The organism is Gordonia sp. UCD-TK1, assembly GCF_001691435.1.
Lineage (GTDB): Bacteria > Actinomycetota > Actinomycetes > Mycobacteriales > Mycobacteriaceae > Gordonia > Gordonia hongkongensis.
In genome coordinates this window covers 1-20801 of the sequence record NZ_LZMP01000079.1, presented here as the reverse complement: position 1 = coordinate 20801, position 20801 = coordinate 1, and the positions used below count along the sequence as shown (strand labels likewise).

19 protein-coding genes are annotated in these 20801 nt (G+C 69.9%); 8 read left to right on the top strand and 11 right to left on the bottom strand.

Features of this window, described 5'->3' with window-relative positions:
- Positions 1-37: 37 nt before the first annotated feature.
- From A9310_RS23430 to typA, 5 genes are all read right to left on the bottom strand, one after another.
- Complete coding sequence (locus A9310_RS23430) at positions 38-1174, bottom strand: FO synthase (protein ID WP_065632633.1); 1137 nt, start codon at positions 1172-1174, stop codon at positions 38-40.
- 60 nt (positions 1175-1234) lie between these two features.
- Complete coding sequence (locus A9310_RS23425; protein ID WP_065632632.1) at positions 1235-1633, bottom strand: facilitated glucose transporter; 399 nt, start codon at positions 1631-1633, stop codon at positions 1235-1237.
- A 4-nt stretch (positions 1634-1637) separates the two neighbouring features.
- Positions 1638-2528 (bottom strand): N-acetyl-1-D-myo-inositol-2-amino-2-deoxy-alpha-D-glucopyranoside deacetylase, encoded by an 891-nt coding sequence (gene mshB / locus A9310_RS23420; protein ID WP_065632631.1) that lies wholly within the window; start codon positions 2526-2528, stop codon positions 1638-1640.
- Positions 2525-4498: an ABC transporter family substrate-binding protein gene (locus tag A9310_RS23415; RefSeq protein WP_065632737.1), complete on the bottom strand. Its 1974-nt coding sequence runs from the start codon at positions 4496-4498 to the stop codon at positions 2525-2527. Before A9310_RS23415 ends, mshB begins: the two co-directional genes overlap by 4 nt.
- Positions 4499-4567: 69 nt before the next feature.
- Positions 4568-6478: a translational GTPase TypA gene (typA, locus tag A9310_RS23410; RefSeq protein WP_058252521.1), complete on the bottom strand. Its 1911-nt coding sequence runs from the start codon at positions 6476-6478 to the stop codon at positions 4568-4570.
- A 209-nt stretch (positions 6479-6687) separates the two neighbouring features.
- Here typA and A9310_RS26085 point away from each other — a divergent pair, with 209 nt between their 5' ends.
- Positions 6688-6864, top strand: coding sequence for a hypothetical protein (locus A9310_RS26085; protein WP_091344396.1), 177 nt, complete (start codon positions 6688-6690; stop codon positions 6862-6864).
- A gap of 7 nt (positions 6865-6871) precedes the next feature.
- Here the strand turns inward: A9310_RS26085 and A9310_RS23405 are convergent, their stop codons facing one another.
- From A9310_RS23405 to A9310_RS23390, 4 genes are all read right to left on the bottom strand, one after another.
- On the bottom strand, positions 6872-7720 hold the full coding sequence (locus tag A9310_RS23405; RefSeq protein WP_065632736.1) for a DMT family transporter: 849 nt from the start codon (positions 7718-7720) through the stop codon (positions 6872-6874).
- A 70-nt stretch (positions 7721-7790) separates the two neighbouring features.
- The gene (locus tag A9310_RS23400) at positions 7791-8834 is read right to left on the bottom strand and encodes an ABC transporter ATP-binding protein (RefSeq protein ID WP_065632630.1); all 1044 of its coding nucleotides are present in this window, start codon (positions 8832-8834) and stop codon (positions 7791-7793) included.
- The gene (locus A9310_RS23395) at positions 8831-10486 is read right to left on the bottom strand and encodes an iron ABC transporter permease (protein ID WP_065632735.1); all 1656 of its coding nucleotides are present in this window, start codon (positions 10484-10486) and stop codon (positions 8831-8833) included. The genes A9310_RS23400 and A9310_RS23395 overlap by 4 nt, the downstream gene beginning before the upstream one ends.
- Positions 10487-10493: 7 nt before the next feature.
- Entirely contained in the window at positions 10494-11561 is a 1068-nt protein-coding gene (locus A9310_RS23390) for a thiamine ABC transporter substrate binding subunit (RefSeq protein WP_065632629.1), read from the bottom strand.
- A gap of 299 nt (positions 11562-11860) precedes the next feature.
- Here A9310_RS23390 and A9310_RS23385 point away from each other — a divergent pair, with 299 nt between their 5' ends.
- From A9310_RS23385 to A9310_RS23365, 5 genes are all read left to right on the top strand, one after another.
- A complete protein-coding gene (locus tag A9310_RS23385) occupies positions 11861-12691 on the top strand; it encodes a hypothetical protein (protein WP_065632628.1) in 831 nt (276 codons plus the stop codon).
- Between the two features lie 243 nt (positions 12692-12934).
- Positions 12935-13591, top strand: a complete 657-nt coding sequence (locus A9310_RS23380) for a GAP family protein (RefSeq protein ID WP_065632734.1) — start codon at positions 12935-12937, stop codon at positions 13589-13591.
- Between the two features lie 234 nt (positions 13592-13825).
- Positions 13826-14728, top strand: a complete 903-nt coding sequence (locus A9310_RS23375) for a hypothetical protein (protein WP_065632627.1) — start codon at positions 13826-13828, stop codon at positions 14726-14728.
- Positions 14729-14780: 52 nt separating this feature from the next.
- A complete protein-coding gene (locus A9310_RS23370; protein WP_065632626.1) occupies positions 14781-16064 on the top strand; it encodes a lipase family protein in 1284 nt (427 codons plus the stop codon).
- On the top strand, positions 16061-16723 hold the full coding sequence (locus tag A9310_RS23365; protein ID WP_065632625.1) for a lysoplasmalogenase family protein: 663 nt from the start codon (positions 16061-16063) through the stop codon (positions 16721-16723). The genes A9310_RS23370 and A9310_RS23365 overlap by 4 nt, the downstream gene beginning before the upstream one ends.
- Before the next feature lies 1 nt (position 16724).
- On the opposite strand, the gene A9310_RS23360 is transcribed toward A9310_RS23365, so the two are convergent.
- A complete protein-coding gene (locus A9310_RS23360) occupies positions 16725-17270 on the bottom strand; it encodes a hypothetical protein (RefSeq protein WP_083207512.1) in 546 nt (181 codons plus the stop codon).
- A 49-nt stretch (positions 17271-17319) separates the two neighbouring features.
- On the opposite strand from A9310_RS23360, the gene A9310_RS23355 reads away from it, so the two are divergent.
- Positions 17320-17907 carry an HhH-GPD-type base excision DNA repair protein gene (locus tag A9310_RS23355; protein WP_065632624.1) on the top strand — a complete coding sequence of 196 codons (588 nt, stop codon included), beginning with the start codon at positions 17320-17322 and terminating at the stop codon, positions 17905-17907.
- A gap of 162 nt (positions 17908-18069) precedes the next feature.
- On the top strand, positions 18070-18930 hold the full coding sequence (locus A9310_RS23350) for a hypothetical protein (protein WP_226514265.1): 861 nt from the start codon (positions 18070-18072) through the stop codon (positions 18928-18930).
- Between the two features lie 27 nt (positions 18931-18957).
- Here the strand turns inward: A9310_RS23350 and A9310_RS23345 are convergent, their stop codons facing one another.
- The gene (locus tag A9310_RS23345) at positions 18958-20775 is read right to left on the bottom strand and encodes an HNH endonuclease signature motif containing protein (protein WP_065632622.1); all 1818 of its coding nucleotides are present in this window, start codon (positions 20773-20775) and stop codon (positions 18958-18960) included.
- Positions 20776-20801: the final 26 nt, after the last annotated feature.

Here is a 20801-nt window from a genome sequence, read left to right as displayed (position 1 = left end):
TGCGCTCCGGCCGCCCGCCCGGAAGACATGCTCCGGCTCACGCGGACACCTGTGGCAGCGGGAGTTGCCGGTCGGGCTCTGGCACCCCGTAGCGGGTGGTGCGCTGACGCGGCCTCCGTCCGGCTCGCGCCGCGATGTCGACGACAGCCGCGGCGTCGAGGACACGACCTGACTCCGGTCCCGCGCCCGGCATCAGGGTGCCGTCGAGCAACAGCCCACCCAGATCATCTGCCCCGCCGCGCAACACCAGATCGACGGTGGCCGCGGGCAGTTTGGTCCACGCCACCTGCAGATGGTCGAGGAGGCCTGCGGTCATGAGGCGGGCGACGGCGTGCAACGCGCGGGTCTCTCGCCCCGACGCGGTCCGCGAGGGGGTGTCCAGGTGGGGCGGCACGTTCTCGGGAAGCAGTGGCATCAGGATGAGTTCGCTGAAACCGCCCGTGCGACGCTGGATCTCGAGTAGCAGTCGAAGATGGGCGATCTGGTGTGCGGGCGTCTCGACGTGCCCGTAGAGCATCGTCGCGGTAGAGAAGAGACCCACGCGGTGGGCGGTCTCGATGACGTCGACCCAGCTGCCGACCGGCGGCGCCGTGCCGGTGGGTGAGAGTGTCGCGCGAACGGTGTCGTCGAGGATCTGGGCGGCGGTCCCCGGCACCGACCCCAGGCCCGCCGACCGCAGCCGCTCGAGGTGTTCGACGATCGTGATCCCGGCACGCTCGGCGCCGTCGACGATCTCCGGGGCCCGATAGGCGTGCAGGTGGAGCCCGTCGGCGGCACCCGTGATGTCCTCCACGAGCCGGACGTAGTCGTCGGCCAGCAGTTCGGCGGGCAGGAGCCCCTGCATGCAGATCTCGGTCGCGCCGAGTGCGACCGCCTCGGCGACCAGTTCGTCGAGACCCGGGTCGTCGGGTCCGAGTCGGCTGACGATCCCGGTGTCGAGGTTGCGGTTGACCACGAAGGTCAACACCTCCGGGTCGGTCACCTGCCGACGCACGGTGTCGGCCAGATCGCACAATTCGTCGAGCTGCGCACCCGAGGCACCCAGGAGGGCGACCCAGCCGTCATCGTCGAGGGCGTCGGCCCCGAGAGTCGGGTCGTCACGGACACGGCTCAGTGCGGCCGTGACGCGCTCGATCGGGGCCATGATGTCTTCGGCCCACGCGCGCAGAAGCATGTCTCTCACTCTAACGCCGCCCGTCGCGGCACAACGCGGAGCGCCCCTGCGGAGCGGTGGTCAGTCGGGTTCGGGCAGCCGCCCCGTCCAGCTCAGCGCGGCGCACGGCCCGACACCGAGGACGACGAGCAACAAGGTCTGTACGAGGTAACCACTGCTGATCGAGAGCACGACGTCCCCGCCCGGGCCGGGGAGCCCGCCGGCGATCACGACGACGAGCCCCCACGCGGCAAGTGGCCCGTACCGCCACGGGGTCGCGGTGAGGCCGGCCGCGAGCCAGAGCAGGGCCGCATTGACCACGCCGGCGGCAAGTGCCGCGACGGGCACGGCGACGCCGCCGAAGCGCTGATAGGTGAACGCCACACTCAGGAGCCCGATCGCGAACCCGTCGACGACGAGGAATCCCAGGAGCAGCCGGTCGACGACGAAACCCGATACGGGCCGAACAAAGCGGGCCATCGAGTCAGTCGATCCCGGCGAACAGGTCCGACTCGCGCGTGTCCGTGGCACCGAGGGACTCGTGACGCTCTGGTTCGGTGAGGATGAAATGCTCGGCGCGGGCGATCGGCTGCAGGATGCTGTTCGACAGCGCGTATTCGGTTCCGGACGCCGCGACGGTCACCTGTGTGGCGTGGGCGGCCAGGGCGGCCACCTTTCGTGGGAGGTACGCGCTGATGTCGATCTCGGTGGTGATGTCGGCGTCGGGATAGCTCGGCAGCTCACCGTCGCGGGGCATCCGCCAGCCGTCGGGTACCGCGGCGACACCGGCGAGCCCGGAGTCCAGTGCGCTGCGTTCGGTCACCGATTCGTAGATCTTGTCCGGGCCCGGACCGACTTCCCGGGCGCGGGCGACCGCGGCCGTCGTGACCTCGTGCACCAGTTTGTGATCGGGATGGCCGTACGTACCCGAGGCGTCGTAGCTGACGACCACCTGGGGTGCGAAGTCGGTGAGCACGTCGACCAACGCCTCGACGGGCTCGTCGAACGGTGCCCGCACGAGTGCGCGCGGGTGGTTCGCGGACGGGGCGCCGGCCATCCCGGAGTCCCGCCATCGGCCCGCACCGCCGAGGAATCGCGGCCGCAACGCGGGACGGCCGGCGGGACTGAGCTCGGCCAGTGCCCGCGTGAGTTCGAGTACCCGGAACCCGCCGAGCTGGTCGGCGCCGCCGTCGGCGACCAGCTGCGCCCACTCGTCGCCGATCACCTCGCCCTCCTCCCCGAGCGTGAAGGTCAGCACCCGCACGTCGACGCCCTCGGCAAGGTACCGGGCGATGGTGCCGCCGGTCATGATCGTCTCGTCGTCGGGATGGGCGTGGACGAGCAGCAGCCGGCGATCCGCCGGGACACCGGTCACGTCAGCTCCCAATCGACCGCGGTCCCGAAGATCGAGACCTGGATGGGTCCGGTGAGCGGGACGTCGCGCACCGCGGACGTGGTGCCCACGACCATCGAGTCCTGGTACAGCGGCCGGTAGATCGCCTGCGCGGCGAGGAGCGGCTCGGCCTCGTTCAGCGTCGGGATCGGGTCGTCCTCGGAGAGTGCGGTGCGCGCGAGCTCGATGAGCCGCGGGTCACACAACCCGGACACGTTGCTGGCATAGCTGTCCCCAGGATCGCCACCGCTCGGCGCGATGCTGGTGGGCGTCGGCGGCGTCGCGGGCGACGGTTCGGTACCGGGCTTGGGCTGGTTGCAGTCGACCTGCGACGCGAGCGACGACGCCGGCGGCACGCCGAGCCCCGACCACCCGACGACCAGGTCGACGCGCTGGTTGGTGAGCGCCGACCCGTACAGCTCGCTGTTGGGCAGCGTCACGACCTGAGCGCGCACCCCTGCACCTCGGAGCTGGTCGACGATGCTCGACGCGGCCGACGTGGTCCGCGGATCGCCGGCGACCGCACCGACACGGACGATGAGGTCCTGCCCGTCGCGCTGGAACGGCAGGATTCCCTCGGGCAGTTCCGGTACCTCGACCAGACCCTCGGTCGGGGTCTCGCTCACCCCGGGCGTCGCCGACCCGCCGGCGGACGGCGCCTCGGACGCGGGCGTGGACCCGGACGGGGACGACGGCGACACCGAGGAGGGCTCCGACGACGACGCCGACGGCACCGGGGATGCCGAGCCGACGGGCTCGGGCGCGGCGCGGCGGTAACCGGCAGCGCCGAGCAGGGCGTCGACCTCGGCCGCCCCGAGGCGCGGGCGGTCGACCGGTGAATAGCCCGGATCCGACGGCGCGAAGACGGTGTTCGCGAACGGTTCGACGACCCAGTCGCCGGCACCGGCGAAGGTGGTCAGTCGCGGATCGACCAACCCGAGGATCGCGCGCCGGACCTCCACCGAGCTCATCGCGTCGGTGCGGGCGTTCACGCTGACACCGAGTGACCGCGACGTCAGGCTGCGGGCGGTCTCGAGACCGGGCAGCGCGGTCAGTTCCGCGTCGGTGGCCGGCGAGGCGCCGAGGGCCACGATGGCCGAGTCGCCGGATCGTACGGAGTCGAGCATCTGGGCCGATGTGCCGGCGCGGCGGAGGACGATCTGATCCAACCGGGGCGGGGTGACCCAATACCGGTCGTTGCGGGCGAGGCGGACCTCGTCGCGGGTCTTGTCGATCCCCACGATCGCGTAGGGCCCGGCCGAAACCGGCTTGCCGGTGTCCATCCCGGTCTGGAAGCCGGCCGGCGCACCCTTGAGCACGTGACTGGGCAGCAATCCGGTGAACAGCTCTCGCCACGCGGGGTACGGCGACTCGAACCGCACCTCGACGACCTTGCCGCCCTCCCGGGACTGCACCGAGTCGATGAGCCGGTAGCCGGCCGGTGCCACGACGTTGGGCTGCCGGGACATCTGCTGCCACAGGAAGTTGAAGTCGTCGCCCGTCACCGGCAGGCCGTCGGACCACTGGGCGTCGGTGTGGATGCGGTAGGTCACGGTGAACGGCGCCCGCGACGTCACCTCAGCGGAGGTGACGAACGAGCGCTGCAGTTCCCACACCGTCCCGCCCGGGGTCTGGACCGGCGCGAACGCGCTGGGCAGCGTCATCGCCGCGACCGCCGTGGTCACCGGATTCTGGTCGGCGGCGATGTGCGGGTTGAAGCCCGATCCGACCGAGTCGGTGGCGATGTAGATCGTCTTCTCCACCGGGTACTCGGTCGGGGTCGGCGGTGGCCCGGTGTCGCGGACCGGGGGCGGCGGATCCGACATGCAGGCGGTCAGCACCACGAGCAGGGCGACGCTGCACGAGAGCATGCCGAGCAACCGCCCACGGACCCGGTTCGCGGCCTCGCGGCCCGGTCGTGGTCTCGCGCGATTCACCTCGGATACCCCCATGACGAAGAAGCTTCTCGGTCCGTCGGACGCGCCCGCCACCGTAATGCGGCGCCGGAGCGCCATCGACACTCAGCTGACGGCGGCATCCCGGGACTTGGCCCGCGAGCGCTCACGGGCGCGCGTCGTCGAGTCGAGGTGCACCTTACGCACTCGCACGACCTCCGGGGTGACCTCGACACACTCGTCGGCGGCGCAGAATTCCATGGCGCCCTCGAGGTCGAGTTGCATCGGCTTTGCGAGGGTCTCCATCACGTCGGCCGAGGACTGACGCATGTTGGTCAGCTTCTTCTCACGGGTGACGTTGATGTCGAGATCCTCCTGGCGCGGGTTGATCCCCACGACGTGGCCCTCGTACGAGTCGTCGCCCGGGTTGACGAAGAACGTGCCGCGGTCGGCGAGCTGGATCATCGCGAACGGGGTGACCGTTCCCGACCGGTCGCTGACGAGCGAACCCGTGTGGCGGGCCCGGATCTCGCCCGCCCAGGCGTCGTAACCCTGGAACACCGCGTTGGCGATGCCGGTGCCCCGGGTTTCGGTGAGGAAGTCGGTGCGGAACCCGATGAGGCCGCGCGAGGGCACGATGAACTCCATGCGGACCCAGCCGGTGCCGTGGTTGTTCATCTGCTCCATACGGCCCTTGCGGGCGGCGAGCAACTGGGTCACCGCGCCGAGGTACTCCTCGGGCACGTCGACGGTCAGATGCTCGAACGGCTCCTGGACCTTGCCGTCCACCTTGCGGGTGACGACCTGCGGCTTGCCGACGGTCAGCTCGAAGCCCTCACGACGCATCTGCTCGACGAGGATGGCCAGGGCGAGCTCGCCACGTCCCTGCACCTCCCAGGCGTCGGGCCGGCCGATGTCGAGCACGCGCAGCGACACGTTGCCGATCAGCTCGGTGTCCAGACGCTGCTTGACCATGCGGGCGGTCAGTTTGTGGCCCGACACCCGGCCCGCCAGCGGCGACGAGTTGGTGCCGATGGTGACCGAGATCGCCGGCTCGTCGACGGTGATGCGCGGCAGCGGCTGCGGGTTCTCCAGGTCGGCGAGGGTGTCGCCGATCATGATCTCCGGCATACCGGCGACGGCCACGATGTCACCGGCCGATGCGGACTCGGCGGGCGCCCGGTCGACTCCGACGGTGGCGAGGAGCTCGGTGATCTTGGCGCGCTCGACGACCGCTTCACCGTCGACCTCGCGGCACCAGGACACCTGCTGGCCCTTGCGGAGGGTTCCGTTGTGGATGCGGACGAGCGCGAGACGGCCGAGGAAGGCCGACGCGTCGAGGTTGGTGACGTGTGCCTGCAGCGGCGCGTCCGGGTCACCCTTGGGCGCCGGGACGTGTTCGAGCAGGACGTCGAAGAAGGAGTCGAGGTTCTCCCCCGCCGGGATCTCGCCGTCGGCCGGCTGCTCGGTGCTGCAGACACCGGCGCGGCCCGAGGCGTAGAGCACCGGGAGCTCGAGGACGAGTTCGGCGGCCTTCGCGGCCTCCTCGTCCAGGTCGGAGGCGAGGTCGAGGAGCAGATCCTGCGTCTCGTCGACGACCTCCTGGATGCGGGCATCCGGACGGTCGGTCTTGTTCACGACGACGATCACCGGCAGCTCGGCGGCCAGCGCCTTGCGGAGCACGAAGCGCGTCTGCGGCAGCGGGCCCTCGGAGGCGTCGACGAGCAGGACCACGCCGTCGACCATCGACAGGCCGCGCTCGACCTCACCGCCGAAGTCGGCGTGGCCGGGGGTGTCGATGACGTTGATGACGACCTCGGTGCCGTCCGGCTGGCGCCGGTGGACCGCGGTGTTCTTGGCGAGGATGGTGATGCCCTTTTCACGTTCGAGGTCACCGGAGTCCATCACCCGGTCGACGACCTCGGCGCGCTCGCCGAAGACGCCGGACTGGCGCAGCATGGCGTCGACGAGTGTGGTCTTTCCGTGGTCGACGTGCGCGACGATCGCGACGTTGCGGAAGGTGGGGACAGCGCTCACTGGCTCTCTTTCGTGTGGTTGGGGACCGGCAGCGGCGGCCGGCGTCCGGGTCACTGCCGAACGTCTGGAACGTTCGCAGCCGAACGGCTCTGACCGGCGCGGGGAGCAGATCACCTAGGGATTCAACGTCACAGACTATCGGCTCGGGCGGTGAGACCGCGATCACAGCACCCACAAGAGTTGTAGTTAGGGTCTGCTAACCTCGCCGTATGGGCAAGGTCGACCCGACCAAGGTGGGCTCTCTGAAGCCCAAGAAGAAGTGTTGCAAGAGTTCGACGCGCTGTGTTCGCTGCCCGGTGGTCATTCACCGGATGCGCAAGCTCGACACCTCCGACATGTCGAAGAAAGAGCTGCACAAAGCACTGAAGAAGGCGCGCGCCGCCTGATTCGCGGTCACCCCGGCGGCATCTCCGCCTCGCGATCGTCGGACCGGCTGTCGTCGTCGACCGATCGCACGGCCACCGCCACCGCGACGAGCGCGATCCCTACCGCTTCGAGGGGCCGCGGCACCTGCGCCAGCGCGAGCAACCCGATCACCGACGCCGTCACCGGCAGCAGCGCGAGCAGGATCGCGAACCTTGCCTGGCCGACCCGCCGCAGCACGATCTGGTCGAGTGCGTAGGGCACCGCGGTCGACGCGATGCCGAGCAGCAACCCCTGGGCCAGGACCACCGGCAGCGCGGCCCCCGCGCGTACCGCGTCGGCCACCCACCACGCGAGCGGCGCGGTGAGCAACGCGGCCACCGCGAAGCCGGTCGCCAGATCCTCGACGCCCGTGCCTCGCGCCGCGACCCGTTTGCCCAGGACGATGTACCCCGCCCAGCAGGCGGCCGCGGTCAGCGCCAGGACGACGCCGATCGCCGTTCCCGACCACCGGACATCGGCGATCAGGACCACGCCGACAGCCGCCAGGACGAGTGCGGCGACATCGCGACGCGTCGCAGAACCCAAGGCGGCCACCACGATCGGGCCCAGGAACTCCAGGGCGACGGTCGTGCCCAGGGGCAGATGCGCGAGCGCCTCGTAGAAGGCGATGTTCATCCCGGCGGTGATCAGCCCGAAGCATCCGGCGAGGCGCAATCGCTCCCAACGCCAGGCCGTCCGGGCCGGTCGCACCCACAGCAGCAACACCAGCGCGGCCCCGGCGATCCGCAACCACGCGACGGCGGCCGGGGAGATGACGTCGAACAGGCCGACGGCGACGGCCGCGCCGAGATACATCGACGTCGCTCCGACGACCATCAGTCCCGGCGGGACCAGCAGGTCCCGTCGTGTCACCGGCACGACGACCGCCTCGCCGGCCCACGCGGCGTCACGACCCGATCACCGCGACCCGTTCCGGCACCAGACGCACCCGCATCCGGTCGCCGATCGCGACGAAGGCGTCGGTGACCGCATCGATCTCGCCGACCGGGGTGTCGATGCGCACGCGCGGCCCGGCCGGGAGTTCGGCGACGAGCACGACGGTCGCCGTCGTTCCCGGCCTCTCCGGCGCATCGGACGGCGTGGGTCCGATCGCCACCGACTCGGGCCGCAGGCCGAGCCGGCACGAACCGTCGGGACGATCCAGCGGCATCTCACCGAGGATGGTCTGCGCGACGCCCGAGCGGACCTGCGCGTCGACGACGGTCGTGGCGCCGAGGAAACGCGCGGTCCACTCGTCGACCGGGTGTCGCCACAGCGCCGCCGGAACGTCGGTCTGGATCATCACCCCGTCCCGCATGACCGCGATCTCGTCGGCCATGGTGGCCGCCTCGGCGTGGTCGTGGGTCACCACCATCGTCGGCACGCCGGCCGCTCGCACGATCTCCGAGATCTCCACGGCCAATTCGTCTCTAAACCGCCGGTCGAGCGCGGCGAGCGGCTCGTCGAGCAACAGCAGACGCGGACGCGGGGCCATGGCACGCGCGAGCGCGACCCGTTGGGCCTGGCCGCCCGACAGGGTTTCCACGAGACGCTTGTCGTAGCCGGTGAGTCCGACGACGTCGAGCATCTCGGCGACGCGATCGGCGATGGCGCGGCGCGACCAGCGCCGCACCTTCAGCCCGTACGCGACGTTCGACGCGACACTGCGCCCACCGAACAGTTGCCCGTCCTGGAAGACGACCCCGAAGTCCCGCCGATGGACCTCGACGCCGGCGAGGTCGACTCCGCCGAACCGCACCGTTCCACCGACCGGCGACTCGAGTCCGGCGATCGTCCGGATCAGGGTCGACTTGCCGCACCCCGACGGGCCCAGGATCGCGGTCACCAGCGACCCTTCTCCCCCGAGCCGCCACGACAGACCGTCGATGACGGTCTCGCCGCCGTACGCGACCGTGAGGTCGGAGATCTCCAATGAACTCTGTGTGGTCACAGCAGCGGCACCTCCGAGCGGGGCCGGAACGCCTCGACCACGACGACTGCGACGACCGTCGCGATGACGAGGACCACCGAGGCCGCCATGGCGGTGGCCAGGTTCTCGGCGCCCGGGCGGTTCAGAGCGGACCCGATGAGTACCGGAAGGGTGGTCGTGTCCGCGCGGGCAAGGAAGCTCGTCGCGCCGAACTCGCCCAGGGCCATGACGAAGGCGAACCCACCGGCAGCCCCCATCGACCTTCCGACGATCGGCAGGTCGACGGTCGCGAAGACGCGAAACGGCGTGGCTCCCAACGTCGCCGCGGCATGCCGCAACCGGACCGGCACCGACTCGAGTGCGGGCATCATGATGCGGATGACCACCGGAATCGCGATGAGGGCCTGGACCAGTGGGATGACCGCGGGCGATGCGGCGATCTCGTACGGCAACGACGCCAGCACGATGAGGTAGCCGAATCCGAGTGTGACAGCACTGATCCCGAGCGGGATGAGCGAGACGGCCGAGCCGATCGCCCCGACGACTCCGTGCGCGCGATGCAGCGCGACGGCGGCGAGCGTACCGACCACCAGGGCGATGGCGGTCGCCGCGGTGGCGGTCACCAGCGAATAGCGCAGGCTCTCCAGGGGTGTCACCCCGTTGACGGGTTCGGCCAGTGCGCGGTAGCCGGCGAGGGTCCAGTCGCCGTGGGCGACCGGCCGGACCGACCGCACCATCAGCACCAGGACCGGTCCGACGAGGAGGACTGCTGTCCACGCCCCCACCACCCAGACCACCGGCCGCGTCCAGCGGCCGCCGGCGACCCTGCGGTTCCGTTCGGCCCGCCGGGCGCCGCCACCCGATCCGCGGCTCGCCGGATCGGCGAACACCCGCGTCAGCAGCAGCGCCGCCATGACCACCACGATCTGCAGCATCGACAGCGCGACCGCCTCGGGAATCCGGAAGTATCCGATGGCCTGCGTGTAGATCTCGGTCTCCAGGGTCCGCAGCTCCCCGGCGCCGAGAATGATCACGACGCCGAAACTGGTGGAACAGAACAGGAAGATCAGCGCGGCCGCCGACGCCGTGGCGGGCACCAGGCGCGGCACGACCACGGTCATGGTCGCCCGAATCCGGCCCGCCCCGAGCGACCGTGCCGCCTCGAGCAGCCGCGGGTCGAGGTTGCGCCAGGCCGCGCCGACGACGCGGACGACGACGGCGATGTTGATGAACATGTGCGCCGCGAGCACGGCCGGCAGCCCGGATTCGATGTGCAGGAACGCCAATGGGCCGGACAGCAGAGAACGGAAGGCGACACCGACGACGACCGTCGGCAGCACGAATGGCACGGTCACCACGACGGCGAGCACGACCGCGGTGGTCCCGCGGACCCGGGCGAACAACCACGCGATGGGTGCGGCGGCGACGAGCGCCAGGACCGTCGAGGCGGCCGCCTGGCCCAGGGTGACGCCCAGAAGCCCCAGGGCGTCGGTACGGTCGAGCAGTTCGATCAGGCCCACCCCGGAGTCACGGGCGATCGTGACGGCGCGCCGGACGAGCGCGATCACCGGCCAGGCGAACAGCACCACTACGAACAGCGCCGGGACCACCCACAGCGCAACCGGTCCGGCGGCCCGGGCCACCCGGGTCACCACTGTCCCGGCCGGGGTCACCGAGTCGTCACCGGCCGACCGCGGCACGCCACTGGTCGAGCCACATCTCGCGGTTCTCCGCGATCGTGGCGGGCGGCAACGACGACATCCAGGTGGGCACCTCCGCGCGCGCCGGCCATCCCTCGGGCAGCGGGGTGTCGCGCTGCACCGGGTAGACGTACATCGAGTTCGGGAGTTCTTTCTGCACAGTGGGACTCAGCATGAAATCGACGAGCCTGCGGGCGCCGGTCGAGTTCCGGGTGCCCTTCAGGATGCCGATGTACTCCACCTGCGGGAAGCAGCTGTCGAGCAGCGCGCTCGTCCCGGGCGTCGCCGCCGGCGACGAGGCGTAGGACAGCACGATGGGTTTGTCGCCACGGCCCTCTCCGGCGGTGAAAAGCTGGTTGTAGGCGACCTCCCAGCCCGAGACGATGGTCGCGCCGCCGCCGACGACCTGCTTCCAGTAGTCCTGCCAGCCGTTTCCGAGCGCACCGACGGTGGTGAGCAGGAACGCCGTGCCCGGCGAGGAGGTCGCCGGGTCGGTCACCGCGGTGAGCGAGGCGAATTCCGGGCGGGTCAGGTCGCGGAAGCTCGCCGGCGGGGTCAGAGACCTGGATTCGAACCAGCCGTCGTCGATGTTGAGGCACACATCCCCGCGGTCGACAGCCGTGAGCTGCCCCTCCGCGCCGGGCACCGCGAAATCGGCGGCACCGTCAGCCGCGGCGGGCGACTCATAGGACTCCAGGGCGCCGGCGTCGATCGGACGCGAGGCGAAGGTGTTGTCGATGCCGAAGACCGCGTCTCCCTTGGGCGCACCCGGGGTCAGTGACACCGTCGACGCCAATTGTCCGGCGTCCCCGGACTTCACGATCTTCAGGGTCAGTCCGGTCTCCTGGCGGAACTCGTCGATCACCGACTCCGGCAGTTCGAAGGAATCGTGGGTGAGCAGCGTGACCTCGGCGCCCGACGACGAGTCGTCGGCACACGCACTCGCCGACGTCGCGGCGAGAATGACGGCGGCCGCACCGACCACCAGTCGCGTCAGTCGCGACCTCCCGCGTGGGCGACCCGACGCGTCAGCGCGCAGCTCTGTCACTTCAGACTCCTGTTCGACCGTCCCCGATCCCCGATTCTCCTCATCCAACCAGGTTGCCGCCTGTCCGTACGATCCAACCGCCCCGACGTCACTTCGATAACAATTGCATCAATTACCACAACAACCCCACCCGTAACAGGCCGGCGGTCTGGACAGTGGAACCCACGGGGGGCTTAGAATGACCCGCGACGACCCGGGTGAGAGGATGGGCTGTCCGCTACCCGACACCCGGGCGGATGACACGACCCGCGAGGCGCTGATCGACTGATCATCGGCGCCACGACCGTTAGGACACACCAGTGCGTTTCTCCCGGCCACTGAGGTTGCGATCCGGCCATGCCCCGCGTCGACTCCGGACCCGTCGACTCCTCGTCGCCGTGTCGGCGCTCGCGGCGGCGACCTCACTCGCGATGCCGATGGCCGCGCAGGCCGCCCCAACCCCGAAGGTCGACCAGCGCGTGCTGGAGTCGCTCGGCGCGTTCGCTCCCGCGATCATCGGCTCCGTGGCGACGCCCGGACCCGACGGCAAGGTCTCGGTCGACCTGCTCCGCCAGGCCCAGTCGTTCGCCGACACCCCCGGTATGCCGGCTGAGGTGAGCAAGATCTGGCGCTCGATCGCCGACTTCCTCGGCGAACCCGGCCGCAAGCAGGCCGCGCGTCAGCTCGCCGCCGAGCGCAAGCCCGGCGATCCCGAGATCCCGCAGGGCCCGAACGCCCCGAAGATCCAGGAATTCCTCTACCCGACCTTCGGCCTCGGCTGCATCCCCGGCGGCGGTTCGCTCGGTCGCGCCCTGGTCACCGCCGGACCGCAGGAGGCACCGGCCCCCGGTCCCAAGCGCGGGGAGGCCGGTTACGTCTACACCTCGCTCGGCACGGGTCCGGCGATCGACAACAAGGCCGCGCCGCTCACGGTCAGCTGGTTCAACGTCGACACCGGTCGCACGGGTACCACGACGCTCAAGCGCAACCCGAAGATCAACGTGAAGGAAGGCCCCGGCACTTTCACCGGTATCTCGCGAACCGGCAAGGGCCGCGTCATCTCGGCGATCCACGGCAACGTCACCACGAAGACGAAGGGGCAGGTCGTCTCCTGCACCATCGTCCCGGTGATCGGGCTCGCGATCATCTGATCTCTTTCTCCTCTCACGACGAAGGCACCCCGGCTCGCAGCCGGGGTGCCTTCGTCGTGAGAGGACCTGCGCTCAGGGCGCCACTATCGGAAGGCGCGGCAGATCACGTGAACATCGGCCGAACAGAACGCGAAATGGCATGCAAGACATATCAAGACCGTCCGTCACGCAAACAGTCCGACATTCGCCACTCTCATGGCGTACAAACGTCATCTGTCGGCACCATGTCGTGAGGAGTTCTCGATGGGACCCGTGCTCGGTGAGTTGTTACCCCTTGTGGTCGGTGTCGCGGTGTCGCCGATTCCGATCATCGCGGCGATCCTCATGCTCCTGGGACGCCATGCGCGCACGACGAGTATCGGTTTCGCGATCGGCTGGCTCGTCGGCATCGTCGTCGCGGTGGCCGTCTTCGTGGCCCTCGGAAGCGCCGTCGACCTCGACGAATCGTCGTCGAGCACCGGTTGGGTGAAGATCGCGCTCGGTGTCGTCCTGCTCGCCGTGGGGTTGCGTCAGTGGCGTTCCCGGCACGCGGAGTCAGCGACGCCGAAATGGATGTCGGCCATCGACGAGATGCGTCCGGTGACCGCCACGGGTATCGCGTTCGGGCTGGCGGCGATCAATCCGAAGAATCTCGTTCTCTGCGCGGCGGCGGGTGTCTCGATCGCCTCGGGTGCGCTGTCGATGCCGCAGGACGTGATCGCGGTGGCGGTCTTCGCACTCCTGGCCTCGACCTCGGTCGTGGTCCCGGTCGTGGGCTACCAGCTCGCCGCGGCCCGCCTGCGCGAACCGCTCGACCGCCTCAAGTCGTGGCTGCTGGCGAACAACGCGACCGTGATGGCGGTGCTGATCCTGGTCATCGGAGTCGTGTTGATCGGCAAGGGAATCGGCGGCGCGAGCTGAGCGTGCCGGCGGTGGTCGGCCTCTGTGCGGCGGTCCGAGACCGTGCTCAAGGGCACTGAACCCGCAGTTCGCCGCGGTTTCGGTCTCTCGCGGATCGCGCCCATGTCACAGGTCGGACTCGCGACTTGCCGGGTTCCGAGTCTTCGTGGTCTCTTGTAACTCGAGTCCCATCTGTCACACCCGCCACRAGTGGCGGGTGCTCGGCCGTCACAGCCGGTTGCCCCAAGGAGAGCCATGTCCCTCACGTCTCGGTTCACGCGTTCCGACGCTCCGCGTCGCGTCACTCGCAGCCGCGCGATCCAGCGCTGCGGCGCCGGTCTCATGGGTGTGGCGATCGCGGCGGCCACCCTCACCGCCACCTCGGCGCCGGCGACGGCCGAGCCCCTCATCCCCGCCAACCTGCTCGGCGCGCTGTCGATCCCGTTCGACGCCGAGCTGGCCGGGGCGGTACGTCTGCTCAAGGCCGCGGGTGTCGACCAGATCGCCGTGCAGGCCGCCCAGACGATCATGGGGAGCGCCGGACAACTCTCGGTCGAGGACATCGCCGGGCGTGCGGGAGCTCTCCCGCTCCCCGCGGCCGCCGAAGGCGCACCCGCGTCGGCCGCCACTCCGGTCGCGGCCCCGACCGACCCCATCGCCCTGCTGCGCACGCTCGGCATCCAGACGCTCACCCCGTCGGTGTCGCCGTTCTGCACCGCACCCACCGCCGACAACCCGCTCGGACTCGTCACCGCCGGAGCAGGCGCCGTGGCGGGTCCGTGGCCGATGAAGACCGACCCCCTGACCCAGCTCAAGCCGCTGCTCGACATGATCCCCGGCGTGAAGCTGCCCGAGAAGCTCAACCTCGTCGAGAAGGGCGAGACCGCATACGCTTTCGTGCCCGCCTCGCCGACGGCCGGTAGCGGCGGCACAATGCAGGTCGCCTGGTTCAACACCAGCACGCTCCAGGGCGGCTTCGCCGATCTCGACCCGATCACCGACCGCACCGCGCTGACGGCGCTGCCCCTGCTGTCCGGGGTCCGGCTGGCACCGGTGAAGACCGGCAGCGGCACCATCCTGTCGGCAGTCTTCGGCAACGCCAGCAACGGTACCCAGAACTGCTGGTTCCTACCTGCCGTCGGCATCGTCAATGCTTGACGCACAACGCTTTTCACATCCGGTCACGCCTCACAGAACGAACTGACGACACATGAACCCCCACGGCAACACTTCGAAACCACGGAGTGCCCACCTCGCACGCGCCCTCGCGGCCGCAGCCGCCCTCACGATCGTCGTGGCCCCGGCCGCCGTCGGCATGACGGCGACGGCCGCGGCCGAACCGACTCCGGGAACATCGACGCCAGGCGTGGCCGAGCCGTCGGCCGAACCGTCGTCGACGGACAACAGCGCGCCCGCCGACGACAATGCGGGCACCGTCGACACGCGAGGTCCGGGACAGACGCCGGGCGCCGTCTACGCCAATCGCGAACTCCCCCGGGCACGTACGGTCGCGGGCGCCGGGTCCGGAAACGACTTCACGTACTGGAGCACCGGCGCCGACGGCAAGGCCCATCTGTCCTCGGGCGTGTTGATGGTGCCGGGCGGGCGGGCGCCGGCCGGCGGTTGGCCGATCGTCGCCTGGGCCCACGGTTCGCGCGGCATCGCCGACCGGTGCGCACCGTCGTCGCGGCCCACCGCCGAGGACACCGATGAGCTCAAGCGATGGCTCGGTCGTGGATATGCCGTCGTCAGTACCGATTACGCGGGTGTCGGGACCCCCGGCACGCCGCAGTACTACGATCTCGAGGCCACTGCCCGCAACATCGTCGACGCGGTGCGCGCCTCTCGGGACATCGCCGACAACCTGTCGCGCTCGTGGGCAGTGGTCGGCGAGGGCCAGGGAGCCGCGGCCGCGATCACGCTGGCCCGACTGGCCCCGACCATCCAGGGCGGCAAGCTCGACTTCAAGGGTGCCGCGGCGAGTTCGATTCCCGCCCAGTTCGGTTCGCTCGTGGCCAATCTCGGGCCGTCGTCCGCGGCGATGCCGTCCGGGCTGGCCGCCGACGCGCTGTACACGCTGAGCGCGATCCGCAACGCGCAGTCCGACCTCGATCTCGACGCCTACCTCACCGACACCGGCAAGAAGTGGCTGACCAAGGCCGCCGCGTCGTGTGTCACCGAGTTCGCGCGTGAGGTGGACGGTCTCGCCATCGGCTCGCTGTTCACCAAACCGCTATTGGGGAACACCGAACTCACCGCCCTGCTGACCAATGCGACCGAGCTGCCCACTCGCGGCTTCGAGCGTCCGGTCCTGATGACGCAGACCCTGCAGGACACCTCCGTCGTCGTACCGCTCACCCTCAAGTACCTCAACGACGCCCGGGTCGGCGACAGAAAGGTGTCGGCGCGTACCTATCTGACGCTCGACGGTGCCCAGTCGAAGCGGTTCTCCGACACCGACATCCGCGCGTTCGTCGCCCGCGTCCTGCGGTGAACCGAACGTTCCGGATCGCCTATGCGGCCACTGCCGCGGCAGCGACGATCGCCGGGTCGGCCGGTGATCGACGCAGCGCCGCGATCACCAAACCGCTGCCGATCGCGCTTCTCGCGGCGCGGGTGGCCGCCGGAGCACGACGCCGCCCGGTCGCCGACACCGTCGCCCTGGCGTCCGTCGTCGGGTTCTCCGCGCTCGGCGACCGGTTCATGTTGCAGGAGGAATTCGAACACGACGACCCGGCCACGAAGGATCGTTTTCTCCGCAGGGGTGCAACGTCTTTCGCGGGCGCACAGTTGAGCTACGCGGTCGCGATGTGGCGTGCCGGCGCACGACCGACGGTTCGGTCCGTCGCGCCGCGGGTGGGCGTTCTCGCCGAGTCGGCGACGGTGCTGAGCCGACACCGCCCTGCCCTGCTGCCGGTTCTGGGGACGTACGGCAACACGCTCGCGACGATGTCGGCGCTGGCGGCGGACGTGCCGACGCCGCAACCGCGCTTGCGGGCGGGCGGGTGGTTCTTCCTGCTCTCCGACCTCGCGATCATCAATCGACGACACCTGGTCACCGACCCTCGACTCCGGGTGGCCGGCGAGGCCTGGGTGCTCGCAAGCTATTTCACCGCGCAGTACCTGCTGATCGGCGGACTCGCCGACCGGTGAGTCAGGCGACCGCGCGGCCCGAGCAGGTCGAGTACTTCGGATTGGTCATCGGTAAGAAGGCCAGCGCACCGATCTTCTGGCGGATCGTGAAGGCGACGGGACCGCTGCCCGGATGGATGTCGACCTGCCATTTGATGGTGTACCCGCGGCCCGGAACAGTGGTGACGCCGGTACGTCCGGTCCGCAGGTTCCGCCACGACACCGACACCTCGTAGGTGTATTCGAGGGCCACTGCTCGGGCACGGTCGGTGCCGATGAGCGCGATGACGGGTCCGGGTAGTCCGTCCGCGGGGTGCCGGATCTGGTTGAACACGTCCACGCGGACCTTGACCGTGCCTGCCGGCCACGGGTTGACGCTGTCGCACCGCAGGGTGGTGACGTAGTTCGCCCCGTCGTCTGCCGGTGCGGCCCCGGCGGCTCCAGTACCGAACAGCGACACGGCCAGCGCCAGCACGGCGCCGGCCACCGTCGCGACCGTTCCCACTCCGACGCGTCCCCGCCGACGTCTGCCGTTCTCGAAGCCGACCGTGTTCTCCCCGCTCATCATGGGGGCAGTCTAGAGCCGCACGCGGGTGCCGTCTGCCAGAATCGACCCCATGCCGAAGATCCAGATCGCGCAGGAACCCGCGGCCGACGAACTCCTGTCGAACGATTCGTTCGCCCTCCTCACGGGAATGCTCCTCGACCAGCAGTTCCCGATGGAACGGGCCTTCGCCGGGCCGGCCAAGATCCGTGACCGGTTCGGCACGATGGATCCGGTCGAGATCGCCGACGCCGACCCCGAGGCGTTCGCCGACCTGTGTGCCACTCCCCCGGCCATCCACCGCTACGGTCGGTCGATGGCCGGCCGGGTCCAGGCGCTCGCGAAAGTCGTCGCCGAGGAGTACGGCGGCGACGCCGCACGCATCTGGACCGAGGCCGCCGACGGCGCGGACCTGATGAAGCGATTGCGCGCCCTGCCCGGGTTCGGCGACCAGAAGGCAAAGATCTTCGTCGCGCTCGTCGCCAAGCAGCTCGACGTCAAGCCGTCGGGCTGGACCAAGGTCGCCGGCGACTACAGCAAGAAGGGGTTCCGGTCGGTGGCCGACGTGACCGGCCCGGATTCGCTGCAGAAGGTCCGCGACTTCAAGAAGGCGGCGAAGGCCGCCAAGGCGGCAGAGGCACCGGCGACCGGTGCGCGGTAGCGACACCGCCCTTCGGAATCACCGAACCCTCGCCCCGAACGCCGGTCGGTTGGCCTAGGGTCGGAAAGCATGGAGTCCCTTCCGGATCGGCCGCCACCCGACCGTCGCCGCGTCGACCGTAGACCGGTGGCCACGGCGGACGCGGGCCGTGCGCTCGTCGAGATGCCGTTCCGACTCGGTTTCGCGGTCACCGGGGTGGTGCTCAGTGCAGCCGAGTCCGCAGTCGCCATCGCCCGTATCACGGCTGGGAGCGTGCAGAACGAGATCGCACTGGCAGTGGGCGTCGACGCCGACGAGCTCGGATCACTCCGGACGCCGCTCGCTCTCCTCAACCAGCTGTCCGAACTACTCGGCCCCGAGCGGCCGTTCGGCAGGATCCTGGCCAACGGCGGTCCGCTGGAGCGACTGCTCGATCCCGGGGGTGTCGTCGACCGGCTCACCGCCCCGAACGGTCCGCTCGACAAGCTCACCGCCGAGGGCGGACTCCTCGACCAGGTCGCCGAGGAACGAGGCATCCTGGTGCGCCTCACCGCGAAGGGTGGACCGCTGGACCGGTTGACCCGGCCGGGTGGCGTGGTCGACCAGTTCACCGAGAACGAGGGCATCCTCGAGCGCCTCACCTCCGAGGGCGGCATCGTCGACAAGTTGACCGCGCCCGACGGTGTGCTCGAGAAGGTGACCGCCGCGGGAGGCATCCTGGACCGGCTCGCCGAGGACGACGGCCTGCTCGATCAGCTCCTGGGCGAGAACGGCGCGGTCGAGCGTGCGATCGCACCGGGCGGGCCGCTGGACCGGATCTCCGAGCTCACCGAGGTCATCGGGCAGCTCGGACCCAACCTGCTCGCCATGCAGGAAACGGTCCACGAGCTCGCCGAGACCGTCGACCTGCTGAACCAGACGGTCGCACCGCTCGGCGGTCTCGCCGAGCGGCTTCCCAAACGCCTCACCCGTCCGCCGAAGGGGTCGGGCGGCAATGGACACGGAGACGCTCCGGCGGACACGAACGGGTACCCGCGGGGTTAGCCGCCACAGGCCACGCCGAGCGCCGGGTCAGAATGGCGGGGGCTCGTCGTCGTGGGTTGTCGCTTGATGGTGGGTTGCTTCGCTCCGGGCGCGTAGGTTCGCTTCGCGTTGTTTCTTGTTGCGGGCACGTTCTTCTCGCCGCTTCGCGTGTTTCGCGGCGGTGCGTTCGGTGATCGTGCGCGGTGGTCGGCCTTGCTGTTGTCTGCCTTGCCGCTCGGGCACGATGATCCGCGGTGTCGGTGGTGCTTTCGCGGCTTGTTCGAACCGGATGCGCCGCAGGTTGGGGAAGAGGTCTTCGAGGGTTTCGGCCTCGCCGGGGATCACAAAGCCCTCGGGCGTGACGTATTCGGTGACCAGGCGGCCCTCGTCGTCGCGGTACTGCACATCGGTCCAGTCACCGTGGGTCTTGTGGAGATGACCGGGACGGCATTTGGCGTTGAGGTTCTCACTCGAGGTCGCACCCCCGCGTGCCGGCCGGGCGTGGTCGTACTCGGCGACGTGATCGACATCGGCGGTGAATGCCGAACGCGTGCAACCCGGCTCGGTGCAGTAGCCGTCGCGCACCCGCACGAACTCCGCGCACGCACTTGTCGGACGATACGGGTCACCAGGCAGGGCAGCCGGGTAGACCACCACGACCTCCGACGACACCGGCTCCGCCGACGATGAGGCCGAAGTCGGGGGCGTCGACGCGTCACCCGCGCCGCCGGCGTCGGTGTTGGTGTTGGTGTCGGCGTCATCTGTAGCCTGCTGTGGCGCGGCGATGTTCGCCGTACGCGTGGTGTCGTCGTCGTATCCGCCCTCGCCGGTCGCGGCTGGGCCGCCGGCGACGACATGCGACGGTGGTGTGCGGACCGGGGTGACCGGCCTGATCGTCGCGTCGGGCCGGGCGGCGAGGTCACGCACATGCTCGTCGGAGATCACTCCGTGCCCGTCGACCCAGCCGGGTCCGGACCCCCCGGCCAGGGTGTCGGCGTCGGTGACGACGTGGATCACGATCTCGGTACCCGCCGCCGCACCGGCAGGATCGACAGGTGTTGTGGTGCAGTCGGACTGACCGCACACGCACGTGAACGCTGTTCGGGTGAGCAACGCGCACATGGCGTCGGACTTTCGTTCCCCGAGGGTGCGGCCATCCCGGTCGCACACTGATGCGGCCAACTCCCGTACCGAGGCGTCGGAAGCTCGGATGTTCTCGGCGGCCATGACCGCGGTGATCTCACCGGTGCCGTCACCGTGGTTCTCGGTCCACACCCCGCGTTTGTCGAGCGCTTCGCGGCGCCGTTCCCGGACGGCGTCGGCGTCGTGGCCGAAGACCAGACGGTCGATCATGTCGCGCAAACCGGACGTCGACCACGACCCGGACCGGGAGCGCAGCAGGTCGGCGATCGATTCGTCGAGCACCTCGATGATCCGGCGGCTGGCGGGGTCGTCGGGGTCGAGAAGGTGATCATCGGACACCAGGTGCGTGCGGCCGATGATCTCGCGGATCTGGTGCGGCCCGATGATGCCGTCGCGCAACGTCTCCAACACCCGCGGCAACCGATCACGAAGACACAGTGCCTCGTCGACCAGCATCCCCGCCCGGTAGCGGGTGATCCCGGCCTCGCGCGAGACCCGGGCGACGATGTCACCGAAACCGTCGGAGACGTAACTGTTGCCGACGGTGGTCAACAGCCGATCGCACAACACCAGGATCGTCTGGTAGCGGCACCACGCCAGATACGACTCGCCCGCGCGGATCGACCCCAGACGCTGCATATGGGTGGCGGTGTCGGCATCGGCCGGACAAGCAGGATCGACCCCGGCGAGGAACTCGCCCGGCAGATCCGTCCATGCCCCCACAGTGACTCCCCCCGTGACTCCCCCCG

Excerpts from the sequence above, each read along its gene's own strand:
- A9310_RS26085 (WP_091344396.1), top strand. The coding sequence starts at position 6,688 with ATGGGCAAGGTCGACCCGACCAAGGTGGGCTCTCTGAAGCCCAAGAAG.
- A9310_RS23405 (WP_065632736.1), bottom strand. The coding sequence starts at position 7,720 with ATGGTCGTCGGAGCGACGTCGATGTATCTCGGCGCGGCCGTCGCCGTC.
- A9310_RS23415 (WP_065632737.1), bottom strand. The coding sequence starts at position 4,498 with ATGGGGGTATCCGAGGTGAATCGCGCGAGACCACGACCGGGCCGCGAG.
- A9310_RS23370 (WP_065632626.1), top strand. The coding sequence starts at position 14,781 with ATGAACCCCCACGGCAACACTTCGAAACCACGGAGTGCCCACCTCGCA.
- A9310_RS23375 (WP_065632627.1), top strand. The coding sequence starts at position 13,826 with ATGTCCCTCACGTCTCGGTTCACGCGTTCCGACGCTCCGCGTCGCGTC.
- A9310_RS23380 (WP_065632734.1), top strand. The coding sequence starts at position 12,935 with ATGGGACCCGTGCTCGGTGAGTTGTTACCCCTTGTGGTCGGTGTCGCG.
- A9310_RS23425 (WP_065632632.1), bottom strand. The coding sequence starts at position 1,633 with ATGGCCCGCTTTGTTCGGCCCGTATCGGGTTTCGTCGTCGACCGGCTG.
- A9310_RS23355 (WP_065632624.1), top strand. The coding sequence starts at position 17,320 with ATGCCGAAGATCCAGATCGCGCAGGAACCCGCGGCCGACGAACTCCTG.
- A9310_RS23350 (WP_226514265.1), top strand. The coding sequence starts at position 18,070 with ATGCCGTTCCGACTCGGTTTCGCGGTCACCGGGGTGGTGCTCAGTGCA.
- A9310_RS23430 (WP_065632633.1), bottom strand. The coding sequence starts at position 1,174 with ATGCTTCTGCGCGCGTGGGCCGAAGACATCATGGCCCCGATCGAGCGC.
- A9310_RS23360 (WP_083207512.1), bottom strand. The coding sequence starts at position 17,270 with ATGATGAGCGGGGAGAACACGGTCGGCTTCGAGAACGGCAGACGTCGG.